Source organism: Arthrobacter sp. RAF14 (genome assembly GCF_052114185.1).
Taxonomy (GTDB): domain Bacteria; phylum Actinomycetota; class Actinomycetes; order Actinomycetales; family Micrococcaceae; genus Arthrobacter_E.
On sequence record NZ_JBFREG010000003.1, the window covers coordinates 259,363 to 282,983 of the forward strand.

The 23,621-nt window shown below is 67.9% G+C and carries 19 protein-coding genes and 1 rRNA gene; 16 read left to right on the forward strand and 4 right to left on the reverse strand.

The features are described from left to right. Positions 1-18 precede the first annotated feature (18 nt). Positions 19-681, reverse strand: coding sequence for a phosphate signaling complex protein PhoU (phoU, locus tag AB4Y75_RS11495; protein WP_441436010.1), 663 nt, complete (start codon positions 679-681; stop codon positions 19-21). 208 nt (positions 682-889) lie between these two features. Here phoU and AB4Y75_RS11500 point away from each other — a divergent pair, with 208 nt between their 5' ends. Together AB4Y75_RS11500 and AB4Y75_RS11505 are read left to right on the forward strand one after the other, a co-directional pair. Further along, positions 890-2,119 (forward strand): sensor histidine kinase, encoded by a 1,230-nt coding sequence (locus AB4Y75_RS11500; protein ID WP_441436033.1) that lies wholly within the window; start codon positions 890-892, stop codon positions 2,117-2,119. After that, positions 2,116-2,796, forward strand: coding sequence for a response regulator transcription factor (locus AB4Y75_RS11505; RefSeq protein WP_066214974.1), 681 nt, complete (start codon positions 2,116-2,118; stop codon positions 2,794-2,796). The genes AB4Y75_RS11500 and AB4Y75_RS11505 overlap by 4 nt, the downstream gene beginning before the upstream one ends. A gap of 106 nt (positions 2,797-2,902) precedes the next feature. On the opposite strand, the gene AB4Y75_RS11510 is transcribed toward AB4Y75_RS11505, so the two are convergent. Together AB4Y75_RS11510 and AB4Y75_RS11515 are read right to left on the reverse strand one after the other, a co-directional pair. Then, on the reverse strand, positions 2,903-3,175 hold the full coding sequence (locus AB4Y75_RS11510; RefSeq protein WP_441436011.1) for a hypothetical protein: 273 nt from the start codon (positions 3,173-3,175) through the stop codon (positions 2,903-2,905). 299 nt (positions 3,176-3,474) lie between these two features. Next, positions 3,475-4,050: a hypothetical protein gene (locus AB4Y75_RS11515; protein WP_441436012.1), complete on the reverse strand. Its 576-nt coding sequence runs from the start codon at positions 4,048-4,050 to the stop codon at positions 3,475-3,477. Between the two features lie 269 nt (positions 4,051-4,319). Between AB4Y75_RS11515 and AB4Y75_RS11520 the strand changes: the two genes are divergently transcribed. The 9 genes from AB4Y75_RS11520 to AB4Y75_RS11560 all read left to right on the forward strand — a co-directional run bounded on the left by AB4Y75_RS11520 (position 4,320) and on the right by AB4Y75_RS11560 (position 12,631). Then, positions 4,320-4,817 (forward strand): CarD family transcriptional regulator, encoded by a 498-nt coding sequence (locus AB4Y75_RS11520; protein ID WP_066214979.1) that lies wholly within the window; start codon positions 4,320-4,322, stop codon positions 4,815-4,817. Positions 4,818-4,967: 150 nt separating this feature from the next. After that, positions 4,968-5,753 carry a 2-C-methyl-D-erythritol 4-phosphate cytidylyltransferase gene (ispD, locus tag AB4Y75_RS11525; RefSeq protein WP_441436013.1) on the forward strand — a complete coding sequence of 262 codons (786 nt, stop codon included), beginning with the start codon at positions 4,968-4,970 and terminating at the stop codon, positions 5,751-5,753. After that, the gene (ispF, locus tag AB4Y75_RS11530; protein WP_441436014.1) at positions 5,750-6,247 is read left to right on the forward strand and encodes a 2-C-methyl-D-erythritol 2,4-cyclodiphosphate synthase; all 498 of its coding nucleotides are present in this window, start codon (positions 5,750-5,752) and stop codon (positions 6,245-6,247) included. Before ispD ends, ispF begins: the two co-directional genes overlap by 4 nt. A gap of 36 nt (positions 6,248-6,283) precedes the next feature. Continuing rightward, entirely contained in the window at positions 6,284-7,090 is an 807-nt protein-coding gene (locus tag AB4Y75_RS11535) for a MerR family transcriptional regulator (protein ID WP_441436015.1), read from the forward strand. A 74-nt stretch (positions 7,091-7,164) separates the two neighbouring features. Beyond that, the gene (gene cysS / locus AB4Y75_RS11540) at positions 7,165-8,625 is read left to right on the forward strand and encodes a cysteine--tRNA ligase (protein WP_441436016.1); all 1,461 of its coding nucleotides are present in this window, start codon (positions 7,165-7,167) and stop codon (positions 8,623-8,625) included. Between the two features lie 55 nt (positions 8,626-8,680). Continuing rightward, positions 8,681-9,676, forward strand: coding sequence for a 23S rRNA (guanosine(2251)-2'-O)-methyltransferase RlmB (rlmB, locus tag AB4Y75_RS11545; protein WP_441436017.1), 996 nt, complete (start codon positions 8,681-8,683; stop codon positions 9,674-9,676). A 7-nt stretch (positions 9,677-9,683) separates the two neighbouring features. Further along, the gene (gene glgX / locus AB4Y75_RS11550; protein WP_441436018.1) at positions 9,684-11,816 is read left to right on the forward strand and encodes a glycogen debranching protein GlgX; all 2,133 of its coding nucleotides are present in this window, start codon (positions 9,684-9,686) and stop codon (positions 11,814-11,816) included. A 6-nt stretch (positions 11,817-11,822) separates the two neighbouring features. After that, on the forward strand, positions 11,823-12,299 hold the full coding sequence (locus tag AB4Y75_RS11555; RefSeq protein ID WP_441436019.1) for a ribonuclease domain-containing protein: 477 nt from the start codon (positions 11,823-11,825) through the stop codon (positions 12,297-12,299). Then, positions 12,296-12,631: a barstar family protein gene (locus tag AB4Y75_RS11560; RefSeq protein ID WP_441436020.1), complete on the forward strand. Its 336-nt coding sequence runs from the start codon at positions 12,296-12,298 to the stop codon at positions 12,629-12,631. The genes AB4Y75_RS11555 and AB4Y75_RS11560 overlap by 4 nt, the downstream gene beginning before the upstream one ends. Positions 12,632-12,772: 141 nt before the next feature. On the opposite strand, the gene glgP is transcribed toward AB4Y75_RS11560, so the two are convergent. After that, positions 12,773-15,376, reverse strand: a complete 2,604-nt coding sequence (gene glgP / locus AB4Y75_RS11565; RefSeq protein ID WP_441436021.1) for an alpha-glucan family phosphorylase — start codon at positions 15,374-15,376, stop codon at positions 12,773-12,775. Positions 15,377-15,507: 131 nt separating this feature from the next. Here glgP and AB4Y75_RS11570 point away from each other — a divergent pair, with 131 nt between their 5' ends. The 5 genes from AB4Y75_RS11570 to AB4Y75_RS11590 form a co-directional block, all read left to right on the forward strand. Continuing rightward, complete coding sequence (locus tag AB4Y75_RS11570) at positions 15,508-17,601, forward strand: alpha-1,4-glucan--maltose-1-phosphate maltosyltransferase (RefSeq protein ID WP_441436022.1); 2,094 nt, start codon at positions 15,508-15,510, stop codon at positions 17,599-17,601. After that, positions 17,601-19,388, forward strand: a complete 1,788-nt coding sequence (treS, locus tag AB4Y75_RS11575; protein WP_441436023.1) for a maltose alpha-D-glucosyltransferase — start codon at positions 17,601-17,603, stop codon at positions 19,386-19,388. Before AB4Y75_RS11570 ends, treS begins: the two co-directional genes overlap by 1 nt. 1 nt (position 19,389) lies before the next feature. Beyond that, a complete protein-coding gene (locus tag AB4Y75_RS11580) occupies positions 19,390-20,859 on the forward strand; it encodes a maltokinase N-terminal cap-like domain-containing protein (RefSeq protein ID WP_441436024.1) in 1,470 nt (489 codons plus the stop codon). Continuing rightward, positions 20,856-23,069 carry a 1,4-alpha-glucan branching protein GlgB gene (gene glgB, locus AB4Y75_RS11585; RefSeq protein WP_441436025.1) on the forward strand — a complete coding sequence of 738 codons (2,214 nt, stop codon included), beginning with the start codon at positions 20,856-20,858 and terminating at the stop codon, positions 23,067-23,069. Before AB4Y75_RS11580 ends, glgB begins: the two co-directional genes overlap by 4 nt. A 445-nt stretch (positions 23,070-23,514) precedes the next feature. Next, positions 23,515-23,621: ribosomal RNA gene (locus AB4Y75_RS11590) — 16S ribosomal RNA — on the forward strand; the annotation flags it as partial.

The following is a 23,621-nucleotide window of genomic DNA, read 5'->3' on the forward strand; positions in this document are numbered from 1 at the left end:
TGCTGTGGGAACCGCGGCTCAGGCGCCGCCGATCTCCTCCGGCTGCCATTCGCCGTTGACCAGGTAGCTGACCTTGCGGGCCACGGAGACGCCGTGGTCCGCGAAGCGCTCGAAGTACCGGCTGGCCAGGGCCACGTCCACCGAGGTGGAGGCGTTCCCGGTCCACTCGGCGTCGGCGACGGCCTGGAAGACTCCGGCGTGCAGTTCGTCCACTTCGAGGTTGAGGCGGACGATCTGGCGGGCCACGTTCAGGTCGTGGGTCGCCAGGAGCTCGGCCACCTTGTTCGCGATCTGGATGTCCAGCTCGGCGAAGGACCGGAAGGTGTCCTGCAGGGAGGCGGGGATGACCTGCGCCGGGTAGCGCAGGCGGGTGAGCTGGGCGATGTGGCGGGCCAGATCGCCCATGCGCTCGAGCGAGGCGCTCATGCGCAGGGAGCTGACGATCATCCGCAGATCGCTCGCGACGGGGCCCTGAAGAGCCAGGATGTCGATGGCCTTCTCATCGAGGGCGTTCTGCAGGAAGTCGATGCGGGCGTCCGCGGCGATCACGTCCTGGGCGAGGTCCACGTCAGCGGTTTCGAAGGCCTGCGTGGCGTTCTGGATGGCGGTCGCCACCAACTTGGAGATTTCAACGAGCTCATCGCCCACCTGGGCGAGCTCGTCCTGGAAAGCCTTGCGCACTGACGGCGTCCTTTCGTATGGCTGCGTGCCGCAGTGACGCCCCGTCCGGGGAGCGCCCCCAACACGCTGGTGGTCCAGCTACTTACAGTGTCAGCAGGCCGTGAATACTGCACGTCCTGAAGGTGAACGTTAGCTGAACCGGCCTGATCCTCCCCGCAATCTGGCCGGAGGGCGCCATGCCGGACCGTAAGCTGGGGATGTGGATCCTCTGCTCATCGGCGTCGTCGCGGGCCTCGTCGGCCTGTGCCTCGGTGTCTTCGGCGTCCTCGCATTCCGTGCGAGTGAGCATCAGCGCACCCTCGTGGACGATGAACTGGACGAGCCGCAGCTGCCCGAGGGGGCCGCCGAGGTTCTGAGCGTGCTCGGCCGGGCCTTCGTGATCGTCGATGACATCGACGGCGTGGTGCGGGCCAGCCCGGCGGCCTACGCCTACGGCCTCGTCCGCGGCCACACGGTGGTGCACCATCAGCTGCTGGAGATGACCGCCAAGGTCCGCCGCGACGGCGTGGTGCTGGAGGGCGAGTTCGAACTGCCGCGGGGACCGCTCGGCGCAGGATCGATCATCGTCCAGGTGCGCGCGGCCGTCCTCGGTGACGAATACGTCCTCCTGCTGGCCGATGACCGCACCGAGATCACCCGCACCGAAGAGATCCGGAACGACTTCGTCGCCAACGTCTCGCATGAGCTGAAGACCCCCGTGGGCGCCATCTCGCTGCTCGCCGAAGCGCTCGAGGACTCATCGGATGACGAGGTGGCCGTGCGCCGTTTCGCGAAGCGCATGCACAAGGAGGCGTCGCGGCTCGCGGACCTGGTGCAGGACATCATCGAACTGTCCCGGCTGCAGGGGGCGAACATCGCGCTGCAGGGCACCGTGGTGGACATCAACCACGTGATCGCCGACGCCGTCGACCGCTCCAAGCTCCCGGCGGAGAGCAAGAACATCACCCTGGTCGTGGGCAGCGCCGGCGCGGAAGCCCGCGTCTTCGGTGATCCGGATCTGCTCACCACGGCCTTCCGCAATCTCATCGACAACGCCATCCGCTACTCGCCGGAGAACACCCGGGTGGGGATCGGCATCCGGTCCCGTGAAGGCCTCATCGCCGTCTCCGTGACCGACCAGGGCGACGGCATCTCGCCGGAGGATCAGGAGCGAGTCTTCGAACGGTTCTACCGGGTGGACGCCGCCCGTTCCCGTGCCACCGGCGGCACCGGACTGGGCCTCAGCATCGTCAAGCACGTCATCTCCAACCACGGCGGCGAGGTGTCCGTCTGGTCGCAACCCGGCCAGGGTTCCACGTTCACCGTCCGTCTCCCCGAGATGGAGGGCCGCGAGTCCTCCGAGGATCAGGGGAGCCCGGACGAAGCCCACGAGGCCGGGAGAACCGGCCACCGCAATGCTCATCAAAGCAGCGCTCATCAAGAAGGAGTCCAGGCGTGAGCCGCATTCTGATTGTGGAGGACGAGGAGTCCTTCAGCGACCCGTTGTCCTACCTGCTCGGCAAAGAGGGCTTCGAGGTGGAGGTCGTGGACAACGGCCTCGACGCCATCACCGAATTCGACCGGAACGGCGCCGACCTGGTGCTGCTGGACCTCCAGCTGCCCGGCCAGTCGGGCACCGAGGTGTGCCGTCAGCTCCGCCAGCGCTCATCGGTGCCGGTCATCATGCTGACCGCCAAGGACTCCGAGATCGACAAGGTGGTGGGCCTGGAACTCGGTGCGGACGACTACGTCACCAAGCCGTACTCCTCCCGCGAGCTGGTGGCGCGGGTGCGCGCCGTGCTGCGCCGTCAGGGCGAGCCCGAGGAACTCATCACCACCACGGTCCAGGCCGGTCCGGTGCGGATGGACATCGAGCGGCACGTGGTGAGCGTGGGCGGCGAGCAGGTCTCGCTGCCGCTCAAGGAATTCGAGCTTCTGGAGATGCTCCTGCGGAATTCCGGGCGTGTGCTCACCCGTGGGCAGCTGATCGACCGGGTGTGGGGCTCCGACTACGTGGGAGACACCAAGACTCTGGACGTCCACGTCAAGCGGCTGCGCAGCAAGATCGAGCCCGACCCGTCGGCTCCGCGGTACCTGGTGACGGTCCGCGGCCTGGGCTACAAGTTCGAGCCGTAAGCCTGAGCCCCCGGGGCGCCGGGGCGCCCCGGGGGAGTAACGGAAAATGCGGAAGGAGCGGCCCCTCGGGGCCGCTCCTTCAGCGTTGGTGGTGCCTGACGATGCTCTAGCGGGTGCGCCGCTGCGTGCTCCAGTAAAGGGGCCCGCCCAGGGCGACGGCCAGGAAGGCCACCGTCAGGACGAGCTCCGCGAGAAGCAGCATGAAGACGGCGGTCACGCCGAGATTCAGCGCCACTCCGCCGAGCGCTCCGAGACCCACCATGAGGGCGGCCAGAACGGCCAGGGCCAGCAGGTAGGCGCCGAAGAAGCGACCGGGGGTGTCGAGGCGTGCCAGCTGGCGGCTGATGGACCGCGGCTGGACCAGATTCAAAATGGTCATAGTCGTCCTCTGACAAGAAATTCCAGGGATGGGGCGGCATGGGCCGCATCTCCATTCTTCCGTATCGTCCGGCCCCTGATCACCTGTTGGACGGTTGGCGCGCCTGTGTGATTGCTCACATGCCGTCCGGGTTCATCGGCCGGGGCGAAAGCCCGGCCCGGTGCGCTGCGAATGCCGGTGCCCTGTGAACGGGGGAACAGCGACGGCGCGGCCCCCGGGCGGTGAGAACTCACCGCGGTGGGACCGCGCCGTCGTCGTGGTGGCCGGGAGTCCGGCCGAAGACCGAAGCCGGGTGGAGGCTAGTGGCCGCCCTCGGTGGTGGAGGTCGGTTCCGGGGTGGCCGAGGTGGTGGGCTCGGCCTTGGTGGACGCACCCGGGGTGGCCTTGGGAGTGGGGAGGTACTGCTTGTACTCCTTGATGGTGCCGTCCAGGACGGGGACCTTCACATCGGCGGTCTTGCCTTCGCCGGTGAACTGGAGGGTGACTAGGGAACCCGGGGCGCCGCCCGAGGTGCTCAGGATGGCGGAGTCGCTGCTCTCGTTGAGGGAGACCTCGTTGTTCGCCTTCACGCGGACCTGGGTCTGGGAGCCCTCGGCGCCGTTGACCGTGACCGTGACGTCCTGCGCGCTGCCGTTGAAGATGCTGCCGAGCAGGCGGCCCGGGTTCTTCTCGCCGTCGCTGACGATCATGGCGTTGCGGACCTTGATGTCGCCGAACTGAGCGTTGACGCCGTCCGAGGCCGCGTACTGGTGGGTGGTCTGCTGAGCCGAGGTGGCGGAGCAGGCGGTGGTGGCGGCGAGGAGTCCGAGGCCCAACGCTGCGGCGGCCAGGGCGCGCTTGCCGGGCTTGACGGTCTGGGGGGCAGTGGAACGCACTTTACGTAACTCCTTGCACGAGTGAATGAGAGCTCTTTGCTGACAGTTTATCGGCAAATGGGCCGGGGCCTCGTTCGACGTGCCAGGACCCTTGTTACATGAGGCCGACAGGGCGGCGTGGATGCACCTTTTTGCCAGTCCGTCAAGTCACGTGACGAACGCTTGAGTGGGCCTGGATCCTTGATATTTCAAGGAAGAGCGGCTGGAGGGCCGAGAAGTTGCCGCGCTCACACGTGGTAAACTGGAAGCCGGGAAAGGGGATAATCCACATGGTGTTTGAAGTCGGCGAGACGGTTGTTTACCCTCACCACGGCGCAGCGAAGATCGAAGAGATCAAGATGCGCACCATCAAGGGCGTTGAGAAGATGTACCTCAAGCTCCGCGTAGCCCAGGGGGACCTCACCATCGAGGTTCCAGCAGAGAACGTCGACCTGGTGGGCGTTCGGGATGTCGTGGGCAAGGAAGGCCTGGAGCACGTGTTCGACGTTCTCCGTGCCGAGTTCACCGAAGAACCCACGAACTGGTCCCGCCGTTACAAGGCGAACCTGGAGAAGCTGGCTTCCGGTGACGTGATCAAGGTCGCCGAGGTCGTTCGCGATCTTTGGCGCCGTGACCAGGACCGCGGCCTGTCCGCGGGGGAGAAGCGGATGCTGTCGAAGGCGCGTCAGATCCTGATCTCCGAGCTCGCCCTGGCCGAGAAGACGGATGAGGAGCATGCTGCGAACGTTCTGGACGAGGTTCTCGCCTCGGACGTGAAGGCTTCCTAGCACTCCCCGCCTGAGTTTTTTCTGACCTGAGTTTTTGTGAAAGGCCCGTCCGGTGCATCTGCGCCGGACGGGCCTTTCGCTGTCCGGGGGCACCTGGCTGCGGGTGCATCGGACCCGGCCGCCCGGCGTCGCCCCGGCTACGCTGGCACTATGACTTCTGATTCACGGCTCGGGGTGGTGGTCCTGGCTGCCGGCTCCGGGCAACGGCTGGGCTTCGGCATCCCCAAGGCACAGGTCCTGCTGGGCGACGAACCGATCCTGCGGCACGCCCTCTCAGGCGTGGTCGCGGCCGGCGTCGCGGACGCGATCGTCGTCGCGCTGCCGTCCGCGGACGCGGGCGACGATGCAGCGCTGCGTGAGGTCGTGGAGACCTTCCGCGCGGAACACCCCGGCGCCCCCTGGAGCCTCACCGTGGTCGAAGGCGGGGCCACCCGCTCCGACTCCGTCGCGCGAGCGCTCACCGCGCTGGACGACGTCGAACACGTCCTGGTGCACGACGCGGCCCGCCCGCTCGTCCCGGTCCAGGTGTTTCAGCGCGTGGCCGACGCCCTGAGGGCGGGCGCCCGCGCCGTCATCCCCGCCATCCCCGTGGTGGACACGATCAAGCAGGTGCACGCCGGTCACGGGGCCGACGCCGAGATCGCGCCCGAACTCGTCACCGGCAACATCGCGCGCGAAACCCTCCGTGCCGTCCAGACACCCCAGGGCTTCAGCCTGGCCGCCCTGCGCGCCGCGCACGAGGACGCGCAGTACCTGGACGACCGGCAGGCCGCCGCCATCACGGACGACGCCATGCTCCTGGAGTCCCACGGGATCCCGGTCCACGTGGTGGCCGGATCCAGCTACTCGCTGAAGATCACCACCGCGGTGGACCTGATCCTGGCCGAAGGGCTGCTCGAAGGTCCGCTCGCCGGACGCTGGGTGGGGGAGGCATGATCATCCCGCGCACCGGCGTCGGAGTCGACGCGCACGCCTACGCCTCCGAGGACGCACCGCGTCCGCTCTGGCTCGCAGGCCTCCTCTGGCCCGGTGAACGGGGCCTGGCCGGGCACTCCGACGCGGATGTGGTGGCACATGCCGCGGCCGACGCACTCTTCTCCGCGGCGGGACTCGGCGATCTCGGGACGCACTTCGGGACCGATCGACCGGAGTTCGCCGGAGCGTCGGGCGTCACCCTGCTGTCCGAGGCCGCGCGGATCGTGCGGGAAGCGGGATTCGGGATCGGCAACGTCGCCGTGCAGCTCCTGGGGAACCGGCCGAAGTTCTCACCGAGGCGGCTCGAAGCGGAACGCGTCCTCACCGAGGCCGCCGGTGCGCCCGTCAGCGTCTCGGCCACCACCACGGACGGGCTCGGCTTCCTGGGCCGCGGCGAAGGACTGACCGCCGTGGCCACGGCACTCGTCTACCCGCTTCCGGCGACCGGGGCTTGAAGCTGACACGGTGTCAGCAGCTGGACTGGTCCCGTCATGTTGAGTATCGGAGAGTTCGCGTACCTGGGTGGTGTGTCCGTGCGGATGCTGCGCCACTACGATGCGCTCGGCCTGGTGGTCCCTGCGGCCACCGACGAGTGGACCCGTCGCAGGCACTATGAGATGTCCCAGCTGCCGCGACTGCGTCAGCTGCTGGCCCTGAAGGACCTGGGGTTCAGCCTGGAGGAGATCGGCCCGCTGCTGGACCGCACCCTCAGCCTGGAGGAGATGCTGTGCATGCTCCGGGACAGGGAGCGGGAGGTGCAGGCCGGGATCCTGGCGGGACAGGACCGCCTGGTGAGGATCCGCGAACGGCTCCGCCTTCTGGAATTGGAGCAGGAAATGCCTGAATACACCATCACCTCCTTGCCGGCGCTGGAATTCGTCCAGCTGCAGCGGACCGTCGCAGGTTCCGAAGAGGTGTCACTGCACATCGGCGGGATGTACGACCGCCTGGAAGCCGCTTGCGACCGTGCGGGGACATCTCCCGTCGGACCGTCGATCGCGACCTATCTCGCGGGCGACGAGGGCCTGCTGGTCACCGCGGCGCTCACGGTCGGCGATCCGGCGGCCGTTCTCGCGGCGGATCCGACCGTGAGCGAAGGCCGTGAACCGGAAGTGTCCCGCGCCGCGACCCTCCTGCACGAGGGCCGCATCCAGGACATCGGCGTCAGCTGGCAGGCGTTGGGCAACCAACTGGCCGCGGCGGGCCTCGAACTGCACGGCCCGTGCCGGGAGATCTACCACCGGCTCGGCGACGACGACGGCGGCTGGCTCGTGGAACTGCAGCAGCCACTGGCCTGAGCCCCCCGCGTGCCCTGGGGGCCGTCCTCTGCGGAAATAGCCGGGGACGGACCCCAGGGCATAGGCTTTGGCAGGTGACACTGCGTTTCTATGACACGGCCTCAGCCCAGGTCCGCGAATTCCAGCCGCTCGAGCCCGGCAAGGCGAGCCTGTACTACTGCGGCGCCACCGTTCAGGGCCTGCCCCACGTGGGCCACGTCCGGTCGGCGATCGCCTTCGACCAGCTCACCCGCTGGCTCCGCTACCGGGGCTTCGAGGTGACCGTGGTCCGCAACGTCACGGACATCGACGACAAGATCCTCGCGAAGTCCGCGGAGTCCTTCCGGGAGGGCTTCGTGCCTGACGGGGACCGTCCGGCCAAGGAACCGTGGTGGGCGCTCGCGTACCGCTACGAGCAGGCCTTCCGTGTGGCGTACGAGACCCTGGGCGTCGCCGCTCCCACCTATGAGCCCCGCGCCACGGGACACATCCCTGAGATGCATGCGCTCATCACCCGTCTGATCGAGCGGGGCCACGCCTACGCGGCGCCGGACGGCTCGGGGGACGTGTACTTCGACGTGCGCTCCTGGCCGGAGTACGGCGCCCTGACCCGCCAGCGGATCGACGACATGCAGGCCGCCGCCGACGCCGACCCGCGGGGCAAGCGCGACCCCCGCGACTTCGCGCTGTGGAAGGGCCACAAGGCAGGCGACCCCGAGACGGCGGCCTGGGATTCCCCCTGGGGACGCGGACGCCCGGGGTGGCACCTGGAATGCTCGGCCATGGTCACCAAGTACCTCGGCCCGCGGTTCGACATCCACGGCGGCGGTCTGGACCTGCGCTTCCCGCACCACGAGAACGAACTCGCCCAGTCCACGGCGGCGGGTGACGGCTTCGCGAACTTCTGGATGCACAACGGCATGGTCACGTACCAGGGCGAGAAGATGTCCAAGTCCATCGGGAACACCGTCAGCCCGGAGGAGATGCTCTCCCAGGCGAGCCCCCGCGTGGTGCGCTATTACCTGGGCCAGGCGCAGTACCGTTCGGTGCTCGACTACAACCCCGGGTCGCTCGCCGAGGCGGCTTCGGCCGTCGAGCGCATCGACGGCTTCATCAGCCGCGCGCTCCGCTCGCAGTCGCAGGGGAACGGGACGTTCGGCTACTTCAGCCACGGCGGGGTGCCGGAGGACTTCGCGAAGGCCATGGATGACGACCTGAATGTTCCGCAGGCGCTCGCGGTCCTCCACGAGACCGTCCGGACCGGCAACGCCGCTCTGGCGGCGGGGGACGCGGAGACGGTGCGGACCTCTCTGGACTCGGTCCTGGCGATGACCCGGGTGCTCGGGCTCGACGACGTCGCGTCGTCGGCCGCTGCCGAAGGTCCCGTGGTCCAGGCCCTGGACACCTTGATCCAGTCCCAGCTGGAGGCCCGTGCGAAGGCCCGCGAGTCGAAGGACTGGGCCACGTCAGACGCCATCCGTGATGCTCTGGCGGAGGCCGGCGTCGTGGTCGAGGACGGTCCTCAGGGGGCGTCCTGGAGCCTGCGTCAGGACTGACACGAGTTGAACCGTAAAATGGTGCAGGTCCGCAACACTACTGCAGAGGTGAATCATGGCCAAGATCGGCCGTTCCGGCGCTGTCCGTAAGCACAAGAAGGGCGCCTCCGTGGGTACTGGGGGCCATGGCCGCAAGTCTCTTGAAGGCAAGGGGCCCACGCCCAAGGCGGAGGACCGCACCTATCACAAGGCGCACAAGAACAAGGTTCTGGCAGAGCGCGCCGCCGCCAAGCGCGCCGGTGGGGACACCCGTGCCCCGCGTCGTGCCAGCGGTCCCAAGGGCCGTGCCACCGAGGAGTTCGTGACCGGACGCAACTCCGTGGTCGAGGCTCTGCGTGCAGGCATCCCCGCCAAGACGCTGTACGTGGCCATCCGCATCGACGTCGACGACCGCGTCAAGGAAGTCCTCAAGCTCGCGGCCGAGCGCGGTGTGCCGATCCTCGAGGCCGGCAAGCCGGAACTGGACCGTCTCACCGAGGACGCCGTGCACCAGGGCCTCGCTCTGCAGGTTCCTCCGTACGACTACGCGGATCCTTACGACCTGGCCGAAGAGACGATCGAGGCCTGGCGCAAGGGCCACATCGCCAACGCGCCGCTGTTCGTCGCTCTGGACGGCATCACCGACCCCCGTAACCTCGGCGCCATCATCCGCTCCGTCTCCGCGTTCAGCGGCCACGGCGTGGTGGTACCGGAGCGCCGGGCCGCCGGCATGACCGCGGCCGCCTGGAAGACCAGCGCCGGCGCGGCCACCCGCGTCCCCGTGGCCCGGGCCGGCAACCTGAACAACACCCTGAAGGCGTTCCGGGAGATGGGCATCTTCGTGCTCGGCCTGGACGGCGATGGCGATGTCTCGCTGCCCGGCCTCGAACTGGCCACCGAGCCGATCTGTCTCGTGGTGGGCTCCGAGGGCAAGGGCCTGAGCCGCCTGGTCCGCGAGCACTGCGACCAGATCGTGTCCGTGCCGATCGACTCCGCCATGGAGTCCCTCAACGCAGGCATGGCTGTCGCCATCTCCCTGTACGAAGTCTCCCGGCGCCGATCCGCCACCTGACAGTCCCATGAGCAATCCCATCACCATGCCCCTTGAGTTCGTGGTGACGGCCTCGCGGCCGTTCCCACTGGGCGTGACCCCGGCCCGGCAGGCCGATCAGTATGCACCTGACACCGTCAACGTCGCGGTGTTCGCCCCCGGCCTGACCGCCGTGGACGTCCACCACCTCGGCCCGGACGGCCAGTGGCACCGGACGCGCCTGACGGAGAAGAGCGGCGGGGTCCACCACGGCCTCGTGCCGCGCTTCCCTCTCGGGACACGGTATGGATTCCTCGGGCCGCAGACGGCCGCCCGCCTGACCGGCAGCCTCATGATGCGGCGCGACGACGACGGCGCGCCGCCCTCGAGCGTGCCCTCCGGTTTGCTGCTGGACCCCTACGGCCGGGGCGTGGACGTCGTCGACGGTTCCCTCGTGTCCATGCGCATGCACCAGGACTTCGACTGGGGCGCCGACCGGCGCCCGAACACCCCATGGCGTGACACGGTGGTCTACGAGGCCCATGTGCGCGGTCTGACGAAGCTGCACTCGGATGTTCCGGAGGACCTCCGGGGCACCTATGCCGGGCTGGCGAACCCCGTCATGGTGGAGTACCTGAAGCAGCTCGGGGTGACCGCCGTCGAACTGCTCCCGGTGCACTTCCACCTGGACGAGGCCCACCTGGAGAACGTCGGCCTCACCAATTACTGGGGCTACAACACGGCGTCCTTCTTCGCTCCGCACCCGGATTACGCCACGGAGGCGGCCCGTGCCGCAGGCCCCGGCGCCGTCCAGGACGAGTTCAAGGGCATGGTCAAGCTCCTGCATGAGGCCGGTATCGAGGTCATCCTGGACGTGGTCTACAACCACACGGCCGAGGGCGGCAAGGACCTCCCGGCGCAGAGCTTCCGGGGTCTCGGCGACGGCACCTACTACCGTCACGACGGCAACGGCAACTACTACGACACCACCGGCTGCGGGAACTCCCTCAACTTCGGTGAGCCGCGCGTGGTGCAGCTGGTGCTGGACTCCCTGCGTCACTGGGTGCAGGACTACCACGTGGACGGGTTCCGCTTCGATCTGGCCACCACCTTGTGCCGTGACGAGAACAACCAGTTCGACCCCAAGCACCCCTTCCTGGTGGCCCTGGCCGCGGACCCGGTGTTCCATGAGGTCAAACTCATCTCCGAGCCGTGGGACGTGGGTCAGGGGGATTCCTGGCAGACCGGCCGGTTCCCCTTCGGCTGGGTGGACTGGAACGACCGCTTCCGCGACACGGTGCGCTCCTTCTGGCTGACGGAGCGCGCGGCCATCGACGCCGGCCATCAGGGCCGCAGCGTGTCCGCACTGGCGGATGTGGTGTCCGGCTCGGCGTCGCTGTTCGCGCCGTCCGGCCGCAACCGGCTCGCGTCGCTGAACTTCATCACCGCGCATGACGGCTTCACCATGCGGGACCTGGTGTCCTACGACCGGAAGCACAACGAGGCCAACGGCGAGAACAACCGGGACGGCAACGACAGCAACCACAGCTACAACCACGGGTACGAAGGCCGCACCGAGGTCGAGTCGCTGCTCGCCGAGCGCGCCCTGACCAGCCGCAACCTCATGACCACGCTCATGATCTCGCTGGGCGTGCCCATGATCGTGGCCGGTGATGAGCTGGGCCGCACCCAGCAGGGCAACAACAACGCGTACAACCAGGACAACCCGATCACTTGGATCGACTGGACCTCCACGCGGGAGAGCCGGCAGATGTTCCGCGCCACGCAGCGGGCCATCAGGATCCGCCGCGAGTTCATGGCGGCCCAGCCGTTCGACTACCCGCAGCGTGACGAGCACTCCTATCTGCACTGGTTCAACCAGGATGGCGAGTTCATGTCCGGTGAGGACTGGAACAACCCCGGTCAGCGGCTCGTGCAGCTGCTGCTCGGGTCCCGGAAGGGCAAGGTGGACGGTCTGGTCGTGATCAACGGCGGGCCGACCGATGTGGAGATCGTGCTGCCGCGGCTGTCCGAGCTCGGGGTCACCCCGGCTCAGGACACCGCCAAGTTCGAACTGCGCCTGTCCACCTCCCTGGTCCATGACGAACGCCGGGGCACGCAGCGCGCCGAAGGGGAGAAGGACCTGGTGGACGCCTTCTCCATGAACATCTACCGACTCTGAGGTCCCGTGAACCGCAAAACCCTGCTGAGCCTGGCCGGCATCCTCGTCACCGCCGTCGTGGCGGGTCTGATCTGGCTCGGCACGAGCGGTTCGGGAAGCAAGCCCCTCGCGGGCGGCGGGAGCGCGGGGCCGGGCGCGTCCGCGACACACCGCCCCGGCGCCTCCTCAGCCTCGGGCGCCGGCCAGAAGAACCCCAGCAGCCTCGGCGCCGTCAAGGAATCCGCGTTGCCGGCGGAGGCACAGCGCACCCTGGAACTGATCGCGAAGGGCGGGCCGTACCCGTACGACCGGGACGGCATCAACTTCGGCAACTTCGAGGGCGTGCTGCCCAAGAAGCGCGGCGGCTACTACCAGGAGTTCACCGTGCCCACCCCGGGCTCCCGCGACCGGGGCGCCCGCCGCATCATCGTGGGCTCGGAGCACGAGAAGTACTACACCCCGGACCACTACAAGAGCTTCCGTTTCATCCTGGAGGGCCAGTGAAGACCTACCCGGCCGGCGCCCACACCCTGGGTGAACTCGTCCACGCGAGCCTCGCGATCGGCCGTGAGCCGTTCGCCGTGCCCGGCGCGCCGGACAAGGCGGAGACGTTGAACGCCTTCGCCGCGGCACTGGACTTCCCGGCCTGGTTCGGCGGCAATCTGGACGCGCTCAACGACTGCCTGGGGGACTGGGCCTCGGCACTCACCGTCCCGGCCACGCTCGTCTGGGAGCGCTCCGCGACGCTCGACGCCGGCACCGTGGCCGCCGTCGAGAGCATCCTCGGCGACGCGGAGGCGGGCAACCCGCACCTGAGCGTCATCGTCCTCGGCTGAGGGGCCTGGCCCGGGGAGCAGGACCAGCGGAAGCTTGCGTCAAGGGGCCCCGCAGCCCCTTGCGCAGCGAAAGCCGAGTACCCCGCTGCGGGGATGGCAAGCGGAGCCGATCCTGCTCCCCGGGCCACGCCGGCACCGCGACTACGCGTTGACGACCAGACCCAGCTCGGCATTGCTCGCCAGGCCCTCGTGCTGCGGGAAGATCCGGACGGTGTAACCGAACGCCCCCGAGCGGTCCACCGGAATGGTGCCCCGGAAGAGCCAGCGGCCGTTCCCCAGGTCCTCGGCCGCCTCCAGGTCCACGCTGCGGGGATCCTTGATCCGGTCGTCATGCCCGGCCCTGCCGTAGGCGGCGGTCACACGGACCTCGTCGGGGGTCAGCCCGTCGAGCGAGACGTAGCTGTTCACGGTGAGCGTGTCACCGATCTGCGGGGATTCGCCCACGCCGGTGCTGTCGACATGTTCCACATGGATCTCCGGCCAGGAGGCACGGACCCGTTCCGTGTAGGCCGCCAGGTCCTTGGCCAGCGCATAGCCGTCCTCCGCGGCGTCCCGGCCGGAGACCGCGGCCGGTGTGTAAAGCCCGCTCACGTAGTCCTTGACCATGCGGTCCGCGGACACCGCCGGGCCCAGGTGGGCGAGCGTGTGCTTGATCATCGAGATCCACGCCGTCGGCAGTCCGTCCTCGTCCGCCTCGGACGGCCCTGCCGCCCCGGCATCGGTGGAGAGTGCGGCACCGTAGAACCTCGGGGCCACCCGGGTCTCGATCAGCTCGTACAGGGCGGCGGCCTCGATGTCGTCCCGCTCTTCGGGCGATGCTCCGTTGTTGGCGGTCGGGATGGCCCAGCCGTTCTCGCCGTCGTACATCTCATCCCACCAGCCGTCCAGGACCGAGAGGTTGAGGGAGCCGTTGATGGCCGCCTTCATGCCGGAGGTCCCGCAGGCCTCCAGCGGCCGCAGCGGGTTGTTGAGCCAGACGTCGCAGCCCGGGAAGAGGGTGCGGGCCATGGCGATGTCGTAGTTCGGGAGGAAGACGATGCGATGGCGGACCTCCGGGTCGTCCGTGAAGTGCACCAGGTCCTGGATCATCTTCTTGCCGGCGTCATCGGCCGGATGGGACTTGCCCGCGATCACGAGCTGCACCGGATGGTCCGGGTCCAGCAGGATCCTCCGGAGCCGTTCGGGATCCCGCAGCATGAGCGTCAGGCGCTTGTACGTGGGCACCCGCCGGGCGAAGCCGATGGTCAGGACGTCGGGGTCCAGCACGCTGTCGGTCCAGCCGAGTTCGGCGTCGGCGGCGCCGCGCTTCTTCCAGGACGAGCGCAGCCGACGGCGGACGTCCACCACCAGCTTGGCCCTCAGTTCCCGGCGGAGCGCCCACAGCGTCTCATCCGGCACGTTGTACGCCAGGTCCCAGCGGCCCAGGGATTCGGCCTCGGGCCCGAACGCGTCGCGGGCCAGGGTGCCGATGCTGGAGTCCACCCAGGTGGGGACGTGCACGCCGTTGGTGACGGAGCCGATCGGGACCTCGGACTTCTCGAATCCCGGCCAGAGCCCCGCGAACATGCCCCGGGACACCTCGCCGTGCAGCTTCGCCACACCGTTGGCGCGCTGAGCCAGGCGGAGACCCATGACGGCCATGTTGAACTTGCCCGGATCGCCGCCGTCGTAGTTCTCCCGTCCCAGGTCCAGGATGTTCTCCACGGGGACGCCGGGGGCGAGCCCGGCCCGGAAGAAGTGCTCGATCTGGGGCAGCTCGAAGCGGTCGATCCCGGCGGGCACCGGGGTGTGCGTGGTGAACACGGTGGACGCGCGGCATGCCGCGAGGGCCTCGTCCCAGCTCAGACCCTGGCCCGTCATGAGTTCCCGGATGCGTTCGATGCCCAGGAATCCCGCGTGCCCCTCGTTGGTGTGGAAGACTTCGGGCGCGGAAGTCCCGGTCAGGCGTGCGTAGGCCCTCAGGGCCTTCACCCCGCCCATTCCCAGGAGCAGCTCCTGCTGCAGACGGTGGTCACCGCCGCCGCCGTAGAGCCGGTCCGTGATGCCCCGCGCGGCGTCGTCGTTGCCCGGGACGTTGGAGTCCAGCAGGAGCAGGGGGACGCGCCCCACGTCGGCGCGCCAGATCTGCGCCAGCAGCTGCCGCCCCTGAGGGAGCGGGAGACGGATGGTCACGGGAGTCCCGTCCTCCTCCCGCAGCAGGGTGAGGGGGAGGTTGTCGGGATCCAGCACCGGATACGTCTCCTGCTGCCACGCGTCACGGGAGAGGGACTGCTTGAAGTAGCCGGCCTGATAGAGCAGCCCGACGCCCACCAGGGGGACGCCCAGATCCGAGGCCGACTTGAGGTGGTCGCCGGCCAGGATGCCCAGTCCGCCGGAGTACTGCGGGAGGACTTCGGTGATGCCGAATTCGGGGGAGAAGTACGCGATGCGCTCGGGGGCGTCGCCGTTCTGGGTCTGGTACCAGCGGGATTCCGTCAGGTACCGGTCCAGGTCCGCAGCCGCCGTCCGGATCCGGGCCACCACCTCCTCGTCCCGCGCCATAGCCGCGAACTCCTCGCCGGAGATGGCCCCGAGGAGCGCGACGGGGTCGTGCCGGCTCTTGTCCCAGAGCACGGGATGCAGGCTTTCGAAGAGCTGGCGGGTCGGAAGGTGCCAGGACCAGCGGAGGTTATTGGCCAGTCGGGCCAGGGGTGCTATCGGCTCGGGCAGGACGGTTCGGACGGTGAATCTACGGATCGCCTTCACGTGCGCCACACTAACGGAGACCTCCGACCATCGGAACAGGGGCAAGTTTCTTTTTGGTAAATGACGCGTAACAGCGGTTTCTTTCAAATGACCCTTAGCAATTGGCCCTGGTCCGGACTAACGTCGTGCGTGTGAGCAGCACCAAACGAACCGCCAGCCGGACCAAGTCCACCCCCGCGCTCCCCGCGTCCACCGGGATTCCGAGCGGCCTGCGATTCGGCAGGTTTCCCATCACGAATGTGCAGCCGACCGTCGAGGGCGGCCGATTCCCCGCCAAGGCGGTGCCCGGACAGGGCCTGGTGGTGAGCGCCACGGTCTTCCGTGAGGGTCACGACCAGCTGGGCGTGACCGCCGTCCTGAAGGACCCCAAGGGCAAGGTCCGGGAGACCGTCCGCCTGCAGCCCGCCAGGGGCGAGCGCGGTCTGGGCACCGATCTGTGGGAAGGCGTCTTCACGCCGACCGCCACGGGTGACTGGTCCTTCGTGATCGAGGCGTGGCACGACCGGTACGGGACCTGGCACCACAATGCGGAGATCAAGGTCGCCGCGGGCGTCGACGTGGAGCTCATGCTCGCGGAGGGCGCCGCCCTCCTGGCCCAGGCCGCCGACGACGACGCCAAGCGCACCGCCGCCGACCGCCGCACCCTGCGCCGTGCCGCCGAAGCGCTCGCGGACTCCCGCCTCACCGTCGAGGAACGCCTCGGGGCCGGGTTCTCGGACGCCGTGGCCGGCGCCGTCGAACGTCAGCCGATCCGTGAACTGGTGACCGAATCGGCGGAGTTCCCCCTCCTGGTGGAGCGTGCCGCCGCGGGCCAGGGCTCCTGGTACGAGTTCTTCCCCCGTTCCGAAGGGGCCCGGCGTGACCCGGCGACGGGGGAGTGGACCTCCGGGAACTTCCGCACCGCCGCCGGCCGGCTGCCCGGCGTCGCCGCCATGGGCTTCGACGTCCTGTACCTGCCGCCCATCCACCCGATCGGGCACGCCCACCGCAAGGGCCCCAACAACACGCTGGTGGCCGGCCCCGGTGATCCGGGCTCCCCGTGGGCCATCGGTTCGGCCGACGGCGGCCATGACGCCATCCACCCGGACCTCGGCACCTTCGAGGACTTCGACGCTTTCGTCGCGGAGGCCCGGGAACACGGGCTGGAGATCGCACTGGATCTCGCCCTGCAGGCCAGCCCGGACCACCCCTGGGTGCAGAGCAACCCGGAGTGGTTCACCCGCCGCGTGGACGGCAGCATCGCGTACGCCGAGAACCCCCCGAAGAAGTACCAGGACATCTACCCCCTGAACTTCGACAACGACCCGGCGGGCCTCAGCAAGGAGATCCTCCGCATCGTGCAGCTGTGGATCAGCCACGGGGTGAAGATCTTCCGCGTGGACAATCCCCACACCAAGCCGGTCTGGTTCTGGGAGTGGCTGATCGGCCGGGTGAACAAGAAGCACCCGGACGTGGTCTTCCTGGCCGAGGCGTTCACACGCCCCGCCATGATGCACGCGCTGGGCCGTGCCGGTTTCCAGCAGTCGTACAGCTACTTCACCTGGCGGAACACCAAGGAGGAGGTGGAGGAGTACTTCACCGAGATCTCGCGGGACTCCGCCGCGTTCTTCCGTCCCAACTTCTTCGTCAACACCCCGGACATCCTGACCCAGTACCTGCAGTACGGCGGTCCGGCGGCGTTCAAGATCCGCGCCGTGCTGGCCGCCATGGGCAGCCCGCTCTGGGGGGTCTACGCCGGCTACGAACTCTTCGAGCACGTGGCCCGCCCGGGCGCCGAGGAGTACATCGACAACGAGAAGTACGAATACAAGGACCGGGACTGGGAAGCGGCCGAGGCGGCGGGACGTTCGCTCGCTCCGTACCTGACGCGGCTCAACCGGATCCGCCGTGACCATCCTGCGCTGGGGGATCTGCAGAACCTGACGGTCCACCAGTCCTCGGACGATTCCACGGTGGTCTTCTCGAAGCACAAGACGCTGCCGGACGGTTCCAAGGACACCGTGATCGTGGTGGTGAACGTGGATCCGCACGGCACCCGCGAATGCACCGTCTCCCTCGACCTGGCCGCGCTGGAGCTCGACCCGCAGGACTGGACGGCGTCGCACGGGTTCCGCGTGGATGACCTGATCACCGGGCAGAGCTGGGAATGGGGCGAGCACAACTACGTCCGCCTGGATCCGCACGTGGAGCCGGCTCACATCCTGCATATCCGCCGAGGAGTCTGATGACTTTCAGCCTGCCGTCCGCAAGCAACGGGATCGCCAGCCGGGACCGCTTCGACACGAACGCCCCGGGGCTGACCCATGACCCGCACTGGTTCCGCAAGGCGGTTTTCTACGAAGTGCTGGTGCGGGCCTTCGCGGATTCCAACGGAGACGGGTCGGGTGACCTGAACGGTCTGATCGATCGTCTGGATTACCTCCAGTGGCTGGGCATCGATTGCCTCTGGCTGCCTCCGTTCTTCCAATCCCCGCTCCGGGACGGTGGTTACGACATCTCGGATTACAAGGCGGTCCTGGACGAATTCGGCACCATCAACGACTTCCAGCGGCTGGTGGGTGAGGCACACGCCCGCGGCATGCGGGTGATCATCGACCTTCCCCTCAATCACACCTCGGACCAGCACCACTGGTTCCAGGAGTCCCGGCGTGATCCCAGCGGTCCCTACGGAGATTTCTATGTCTGGAGTGACACGGACGAGAAGTACGAGGACGCCCGGATCATCTTCATCGACACCGAGGAATCGAACTGGACGTTCGATCCGATCCGGCGGCAATTCTTCTGGCATCGTTTCTTCAGCCACCAGCCGGATCTGAATTTCGAGAATCCGGCCGTGGTCGATGCGATTTTCGATGTGGTGCGTTTCTGGCTGGACCACGGGGTGGACGGTTTCCGCGCGGACGCGATTCCTTATCTTTTCGAAGAAGACGGCACCAATTGTGAGAATCTGCCGGGGACGCACGAATTCCTGCGCGAACTCCGTGCCATGGTGGACCGGGAGTACCCCGGCCGGATCATCATCGCGGAGGCGAATCAGCCTCCCCAGGAAGTGGTGGAGTACTTCGGCACCGAGGAAGCCCCCGAGTGCCACATGTGCTTCCACTTCCCGATCATGCCGCGGCTGTACTTCGCCCTCCGGGATCAGCTGGCCGCCCCGATCGTCGAGTCCATGAAGGACACGCCTGCAATTCCGGCCGGCACGCAATGGGGCACGTTCCTGCGCAACCATGACGAGCTGACACTGGAGATGGTGACCGCCGAGGAGCGGTCCGCGATGCTGGGCTGGTACGCGCCGGATCCCCGCATGCGCGCCAATGTGGGCATCCGGCGGCGGCTCGCGCCCCTCCTGGACAATTCGCGGTCCGAAATCGAGCTGATCAACGCGCTGCTCCTGAGTCTGCCGGGTTCGCCGTTCCTGTACTACGGCGATGAGATCGGGATGGGGGACAACATCTGGCTCCAGGACCGTGACGCGGTGAGGACGCCCATGCAGTGGACCCCGGACCGCAACGCGGGGTTCTCGATCGCGGATCCGGGCAAGCTGTACCTGCCGGTCATCCAGTCGCTCGTGTACCACTACGGCATGGCGAACGTGGAGGCGGAGGCGGCCCACTCGGGTTCGCTGCTCCGGTGGACCCGTCAGATCCTGGCGGTCCGCAAGGCTCATCCGGCCTTCGGTCTGGGGGCCTTCCACCACGTGCCGGCCAATCATGAATCCGTCCTCGCGTACCGCCGTGAGCTGCTCCCGGACAACGCGGAGGGCGCCCAGCCGGAGACCCTGTTGTGCGTGTTCAACCTGTCGCAGAACCCCGTGGCCGCTCTTCTCGATCTCCCGGAGTTCGCCGGCCGCGGCCTGCGGGACATCTTCGGTGGCCAGCCGTTCCCCAGCGTGGGGGACGACGGCACGCTCAGCCTGACGCTGGCGGGCAACGGCTATTTCTGGCTCAGGTTCCGGTCCGCGGCGCCCGGCGTTCAGACCACGGCCATTCCGATCGTGCCTCAGGGCGTCTGAGATGACCGCTCCTGCCGACGAACTCATGGGACTGCTGGAGCGCTGGCTCCCGCAGCAGCGGTGGTTCCCCGCCAAGGGGAGCGTCGTCACGGTGTCCGTGGCCGCCGTGCTTCCCGGTGTCCTGCGGCCGGAGCGGCGCTCCGAGGTCCGTGTCCTGCGGCTCGCCTACCCCGACGCTCAGGGCGCGCTGGTGACCACGCTTCTTCAGGTGCCGCTGCTGTACTTGCGCTCCGAGGACCGCCCGTCCCTTGGCGGCGACACCGGCGCCTCAGGCTTCATCGGCACGGTGTCCTCCGCGGGCGGTGACGAGGGAACTCCTGTGGATTCCGGACCGTGGGACGTCCACGACGCCCCGCTGCGCCGGGAGTTCCTGGACGAGGTGCTGGCCAGCACCTCCCTGAACGCCCGTTCGGACCTTCCGGGGGAGCACGCCGGCATTCAGGCCCGTCGCGGCCCCGACGCCGGCAAGAGCATCGCCCTGTCGGACCCTCTGCAGACCATGGACCCCATGCGGAGCGAGCAGTCGAACACGTCCATCGTGCTCAACGCCCACGGCCGCGGCATGATCGTGAAGTTCTTCCGCACGCTTTCCTCTGGCCAGAACCCGGAGGTGGAGCTGGGCGAGGTGCTCACCAGGCTCGGCACCCAGGATGTTCCGGCCACGCTCGGCTGGCTGGAAGCCCACTGGCAGTCCGAGGGCATCTCCTATCAGGCCGACCTGGCCGTGATCCACGAATTCCTTCCGGGTGGCGCGGATGCCTGGGGCGCCGCGCTCAATGCCGCCGCACGCGGTGAGTCGTTCGCGCGTCAGGCGCACGCGATCGGGCAAGGGACCGCCCGGATTCATCGGCGCCTGGCCGAAGGCCTTCCGGTGACGACCGCTCCGGGGGGTGTGCTGAGTCAGCTGGCCGCCCGGGTGCGGGAGAGCTGGGCTCAGGTGCGCGCCGTCGTCGGGCCGTACGACGCCGAGGTCGAGGCCCTGCTCACGTCGCTGTCCGCGGTGCCGGCGCAGCCGCAGCGGATCCACGGCGACCTCCACCTGGGGCAGATCCTCACGGTGCGGGCGCCGGCTGCCGGCGCCGAGCGGTGGGTCTTCCTGGATTTCGAGGGCGAGCCGCTCAGGCCCGTCTCCGAGCGGGCGCTGCCGGATCTGCCCTTGCGGGATGTGGTCGGGCTGCTCCGTTCCCTGGACTATGCGGCCGGGGCCGCCGCCCGCCAGGTGGCGGGGGCCGAGGTCTCCGACGGGTGGGTCGCCGAGTGCTCGGCGGCCTTCCTGGAGGGTTATTCGAGTGTGGTGCCCGGGAGGATTGACCAGCGTTCTCCCCTTTTCATGGCATTGTGGCTGGACAAGGCCCTGTATGAGGTCCGTTACGAGCAGAGCAACCGCCCCGGCTGGCTGGACATCCCGGTCAGCGCGGCGCGTGCGACGCTTGAGGAACTTGCAGGTCCCGGAGCGAAAGGGAAACCATGAACCCGACCCCGGAAGCCGCCGCGCCGGCTCCGCTGCCGATCGATCAGGCCACGCTGGGGCAGGTGGCGCATGGTGAGCATCACGCGCCGCACTCCGTGCTGGGCGCTCATCTGGACGAACACGGCGTGGTCACCTTCCGCACGGTCAAGCACCTTGCCGAGGCGGTGACGGTCATCCTCGCCGACGACGCGCGGATCCCCCTGCACCACGAGGGCTTCGGTGTCTGGGTGGGCACCTATGCGTCGCCGGACGGCGCGCACGTGCCGGACTACCGGCTCGAGGTCGCCTACGAGAACGCCGAGACGGTCCTGGTCGACGAGCCCTACCGTTACCTTCCCACGCTGGGCGAGCTGGATCTCCACCTCCTGCAGGAGGGCCGGCACGAAACGCTCTGGACCGTTCTCGGAGCCCGGGTGCAGCATTACAGCTCCGTGATGGGTGACGTCACGGGCGTCTCGTTCGCCGTGTGGGCCCCGAACGCGCAGGCCGTTCGCGTCATCGGCGATTTCAACTCCTGGGACGGGCGCCAGCACTCGATGCGCTCCCTGGGATCGAGCGGTGTCTGGGAGCTCTTCATCCCGGGTCTCGGCCCTGGAACCCGCTACAAGTTCGCGCTGCGCACGCGGCACGGCCACTGGGTGGAGAAGGCCGACCCGCTGGCGTTCGGCACGGAGGTCCCGCCGATGACGGCGTCCGTGGTGGTGGAGCGCTCCTATGAGTTCAAGGATCAGGAGTGGATGGCCGCCCGTGCCGCGCGGGATCCGCACAACTCCCCGATGAGCGTCTACGAGGTCCACCTCGGCTCGTGGCGCCTGGGCCTGAGCTACCGGGAGCTGGCACGTGAGCTGGTGGAGTATGTCCAGTGGCTCGGGTTCACCCATGTGGAGTTCATGCCGGTGGCGGAGCACCCGTTCGGCGGTTCCTGGGGCTATCAGGTCACGTCCTACTACGCGCCGACGTCGCGGTTCGGGCACCCTGACGAGTTCCGGTTCCTGGTCGACTCCCTGCACCAGGCCGGCATCGGCGTCATCATGGACTGGGTGCCGGCGCACTTCCCCAAGGACGAATGGGCGCTGGCCCGTTTCGACGGCGAACCGCTCTACGAGCACGCCGACCCGCGGCTGGGCGAGCATCCGGACTGGGGCACGTACATCTTCAACTTCGGCCGCAAGGAGGTCAGGAACTTCCTGGTCGCCAATGCCCTGTACTGGCTGGAGGAGTTCCACGTGGACGCCCTCCGCGTGGATGCCGTGGCGTCCATGCTGTACCTGGACTACTCCCGTGAGGAGGGCCAGTGGGTGCCCAACCAGTTCGGGGGCCGCGAGAACCTGGATGCCATCAGTTTCCTGCAGGAGACCAACGCGACGGTCTACAAGCGGAACCCGGGGGCGGTCACCATCGCCGAGGAGTCGACGGCGTTCCCGGGCGTGACGGCGCCGACCTCGCAGGGCGGCCTGGGCTTCGGGCTGAAGTGGAACATGGGCTGGATGCACGATTCCCTGGCGTACATCGCCGAGGACCCGGTCAACCGCCGCTGGCACCACAACACCATCACGTTCTCCTTGGTCTATGCGTTCACGGAGAACTTCCTCCTCCCCATCAGCCATGACGAGGTGGTGCACGGCAAGGGGTCGATGCTCCGCAAGATGCCCGGCGACCGCTGGCAGCAGCTCGCGAATCTCCGGGCATTCCTCGCCTACCAGTGGGCCCACCCCGGCAAGCAGCTGATCTTCATGGGAACGGAGTTCGGGCAGGAGGCCGAGTGGAGTGAACAGCACGGACTCGACTGGTGGCTCGCCGAGGGCCCCGATCACCGCGGCGTGCAGCTGCTGGTCAAGCAGCTCAATACGATCTACCAGGAGACTCCCGCCCTGTGGGAGCAGGACAACACGGGAGAGGGCTACCGCTGGATCAACGGTGGGGACGCCGACCGGAACGTCTTGAGTTTCATCCGGATCAGCGCCGACGGCGAAAAGCTGGTGTGCGCGGTCAACTTCGGGGGCGCGCCGCATCACGACTATGCCCTCGGCTTCCCCTCCGACGGCGAGTGGGTGGAGATCCTCAATACGGACGCCCACGAGTTCGGGGGTTCGGGGGTCACCAATGGGGGGACCGTCGTGGCGGACAACGGTCCGTGGGATGGGCAGCCGGCATCGGCGAAGGTGACGCTGCCGCCCCTGGGTGCGGTGTACTTCACAAAACTCGACTGAGCGTCTCGGGGGCCTGACAGACCCCTGGGCATGGTGTCGACGACGGCTTGAGGCCCGGAATCTCGCGGATTCCGGGCCTCAAGCCGTCTCACGAAGAGCCACCGGACCGAGGAGTTGGCATCACCGGCGAACGGTGGTAGAGTTGATACCCGCACCGCAGCGAAGGAAAGCTTCTGAGGGAGTCAACCGGACACGCCGCGGATCGCACGATTTTCACCAAGAAATTGTCTGAAGTTGAGCGATTTGCACCGAAGAATTCGGGGTGCTAAGCTTGAAAAGTTGCTTCGGGAACGGCAAGCAGGGCTAACGAGCCGGCTTGGAGATCCGAAAGCAGTCTGTTGTTTGAGAACTCAATAGTGTGTCATGTTTTTTTGATACCAATGTTTTTTTGGTAATCATCGGCCATCACCCCGTGGTGGTTGGTGTTTGCTGGGTTTTGAATTTCTTTTTGGAGAGTTTGATCCTGGCTCAGGATGAACGCTGGCGGCGTGCTTAACACATGCAAGTCGAACGATGAAGCGGTGCTTGCACCGTGGATTAGTGGCGAACGGG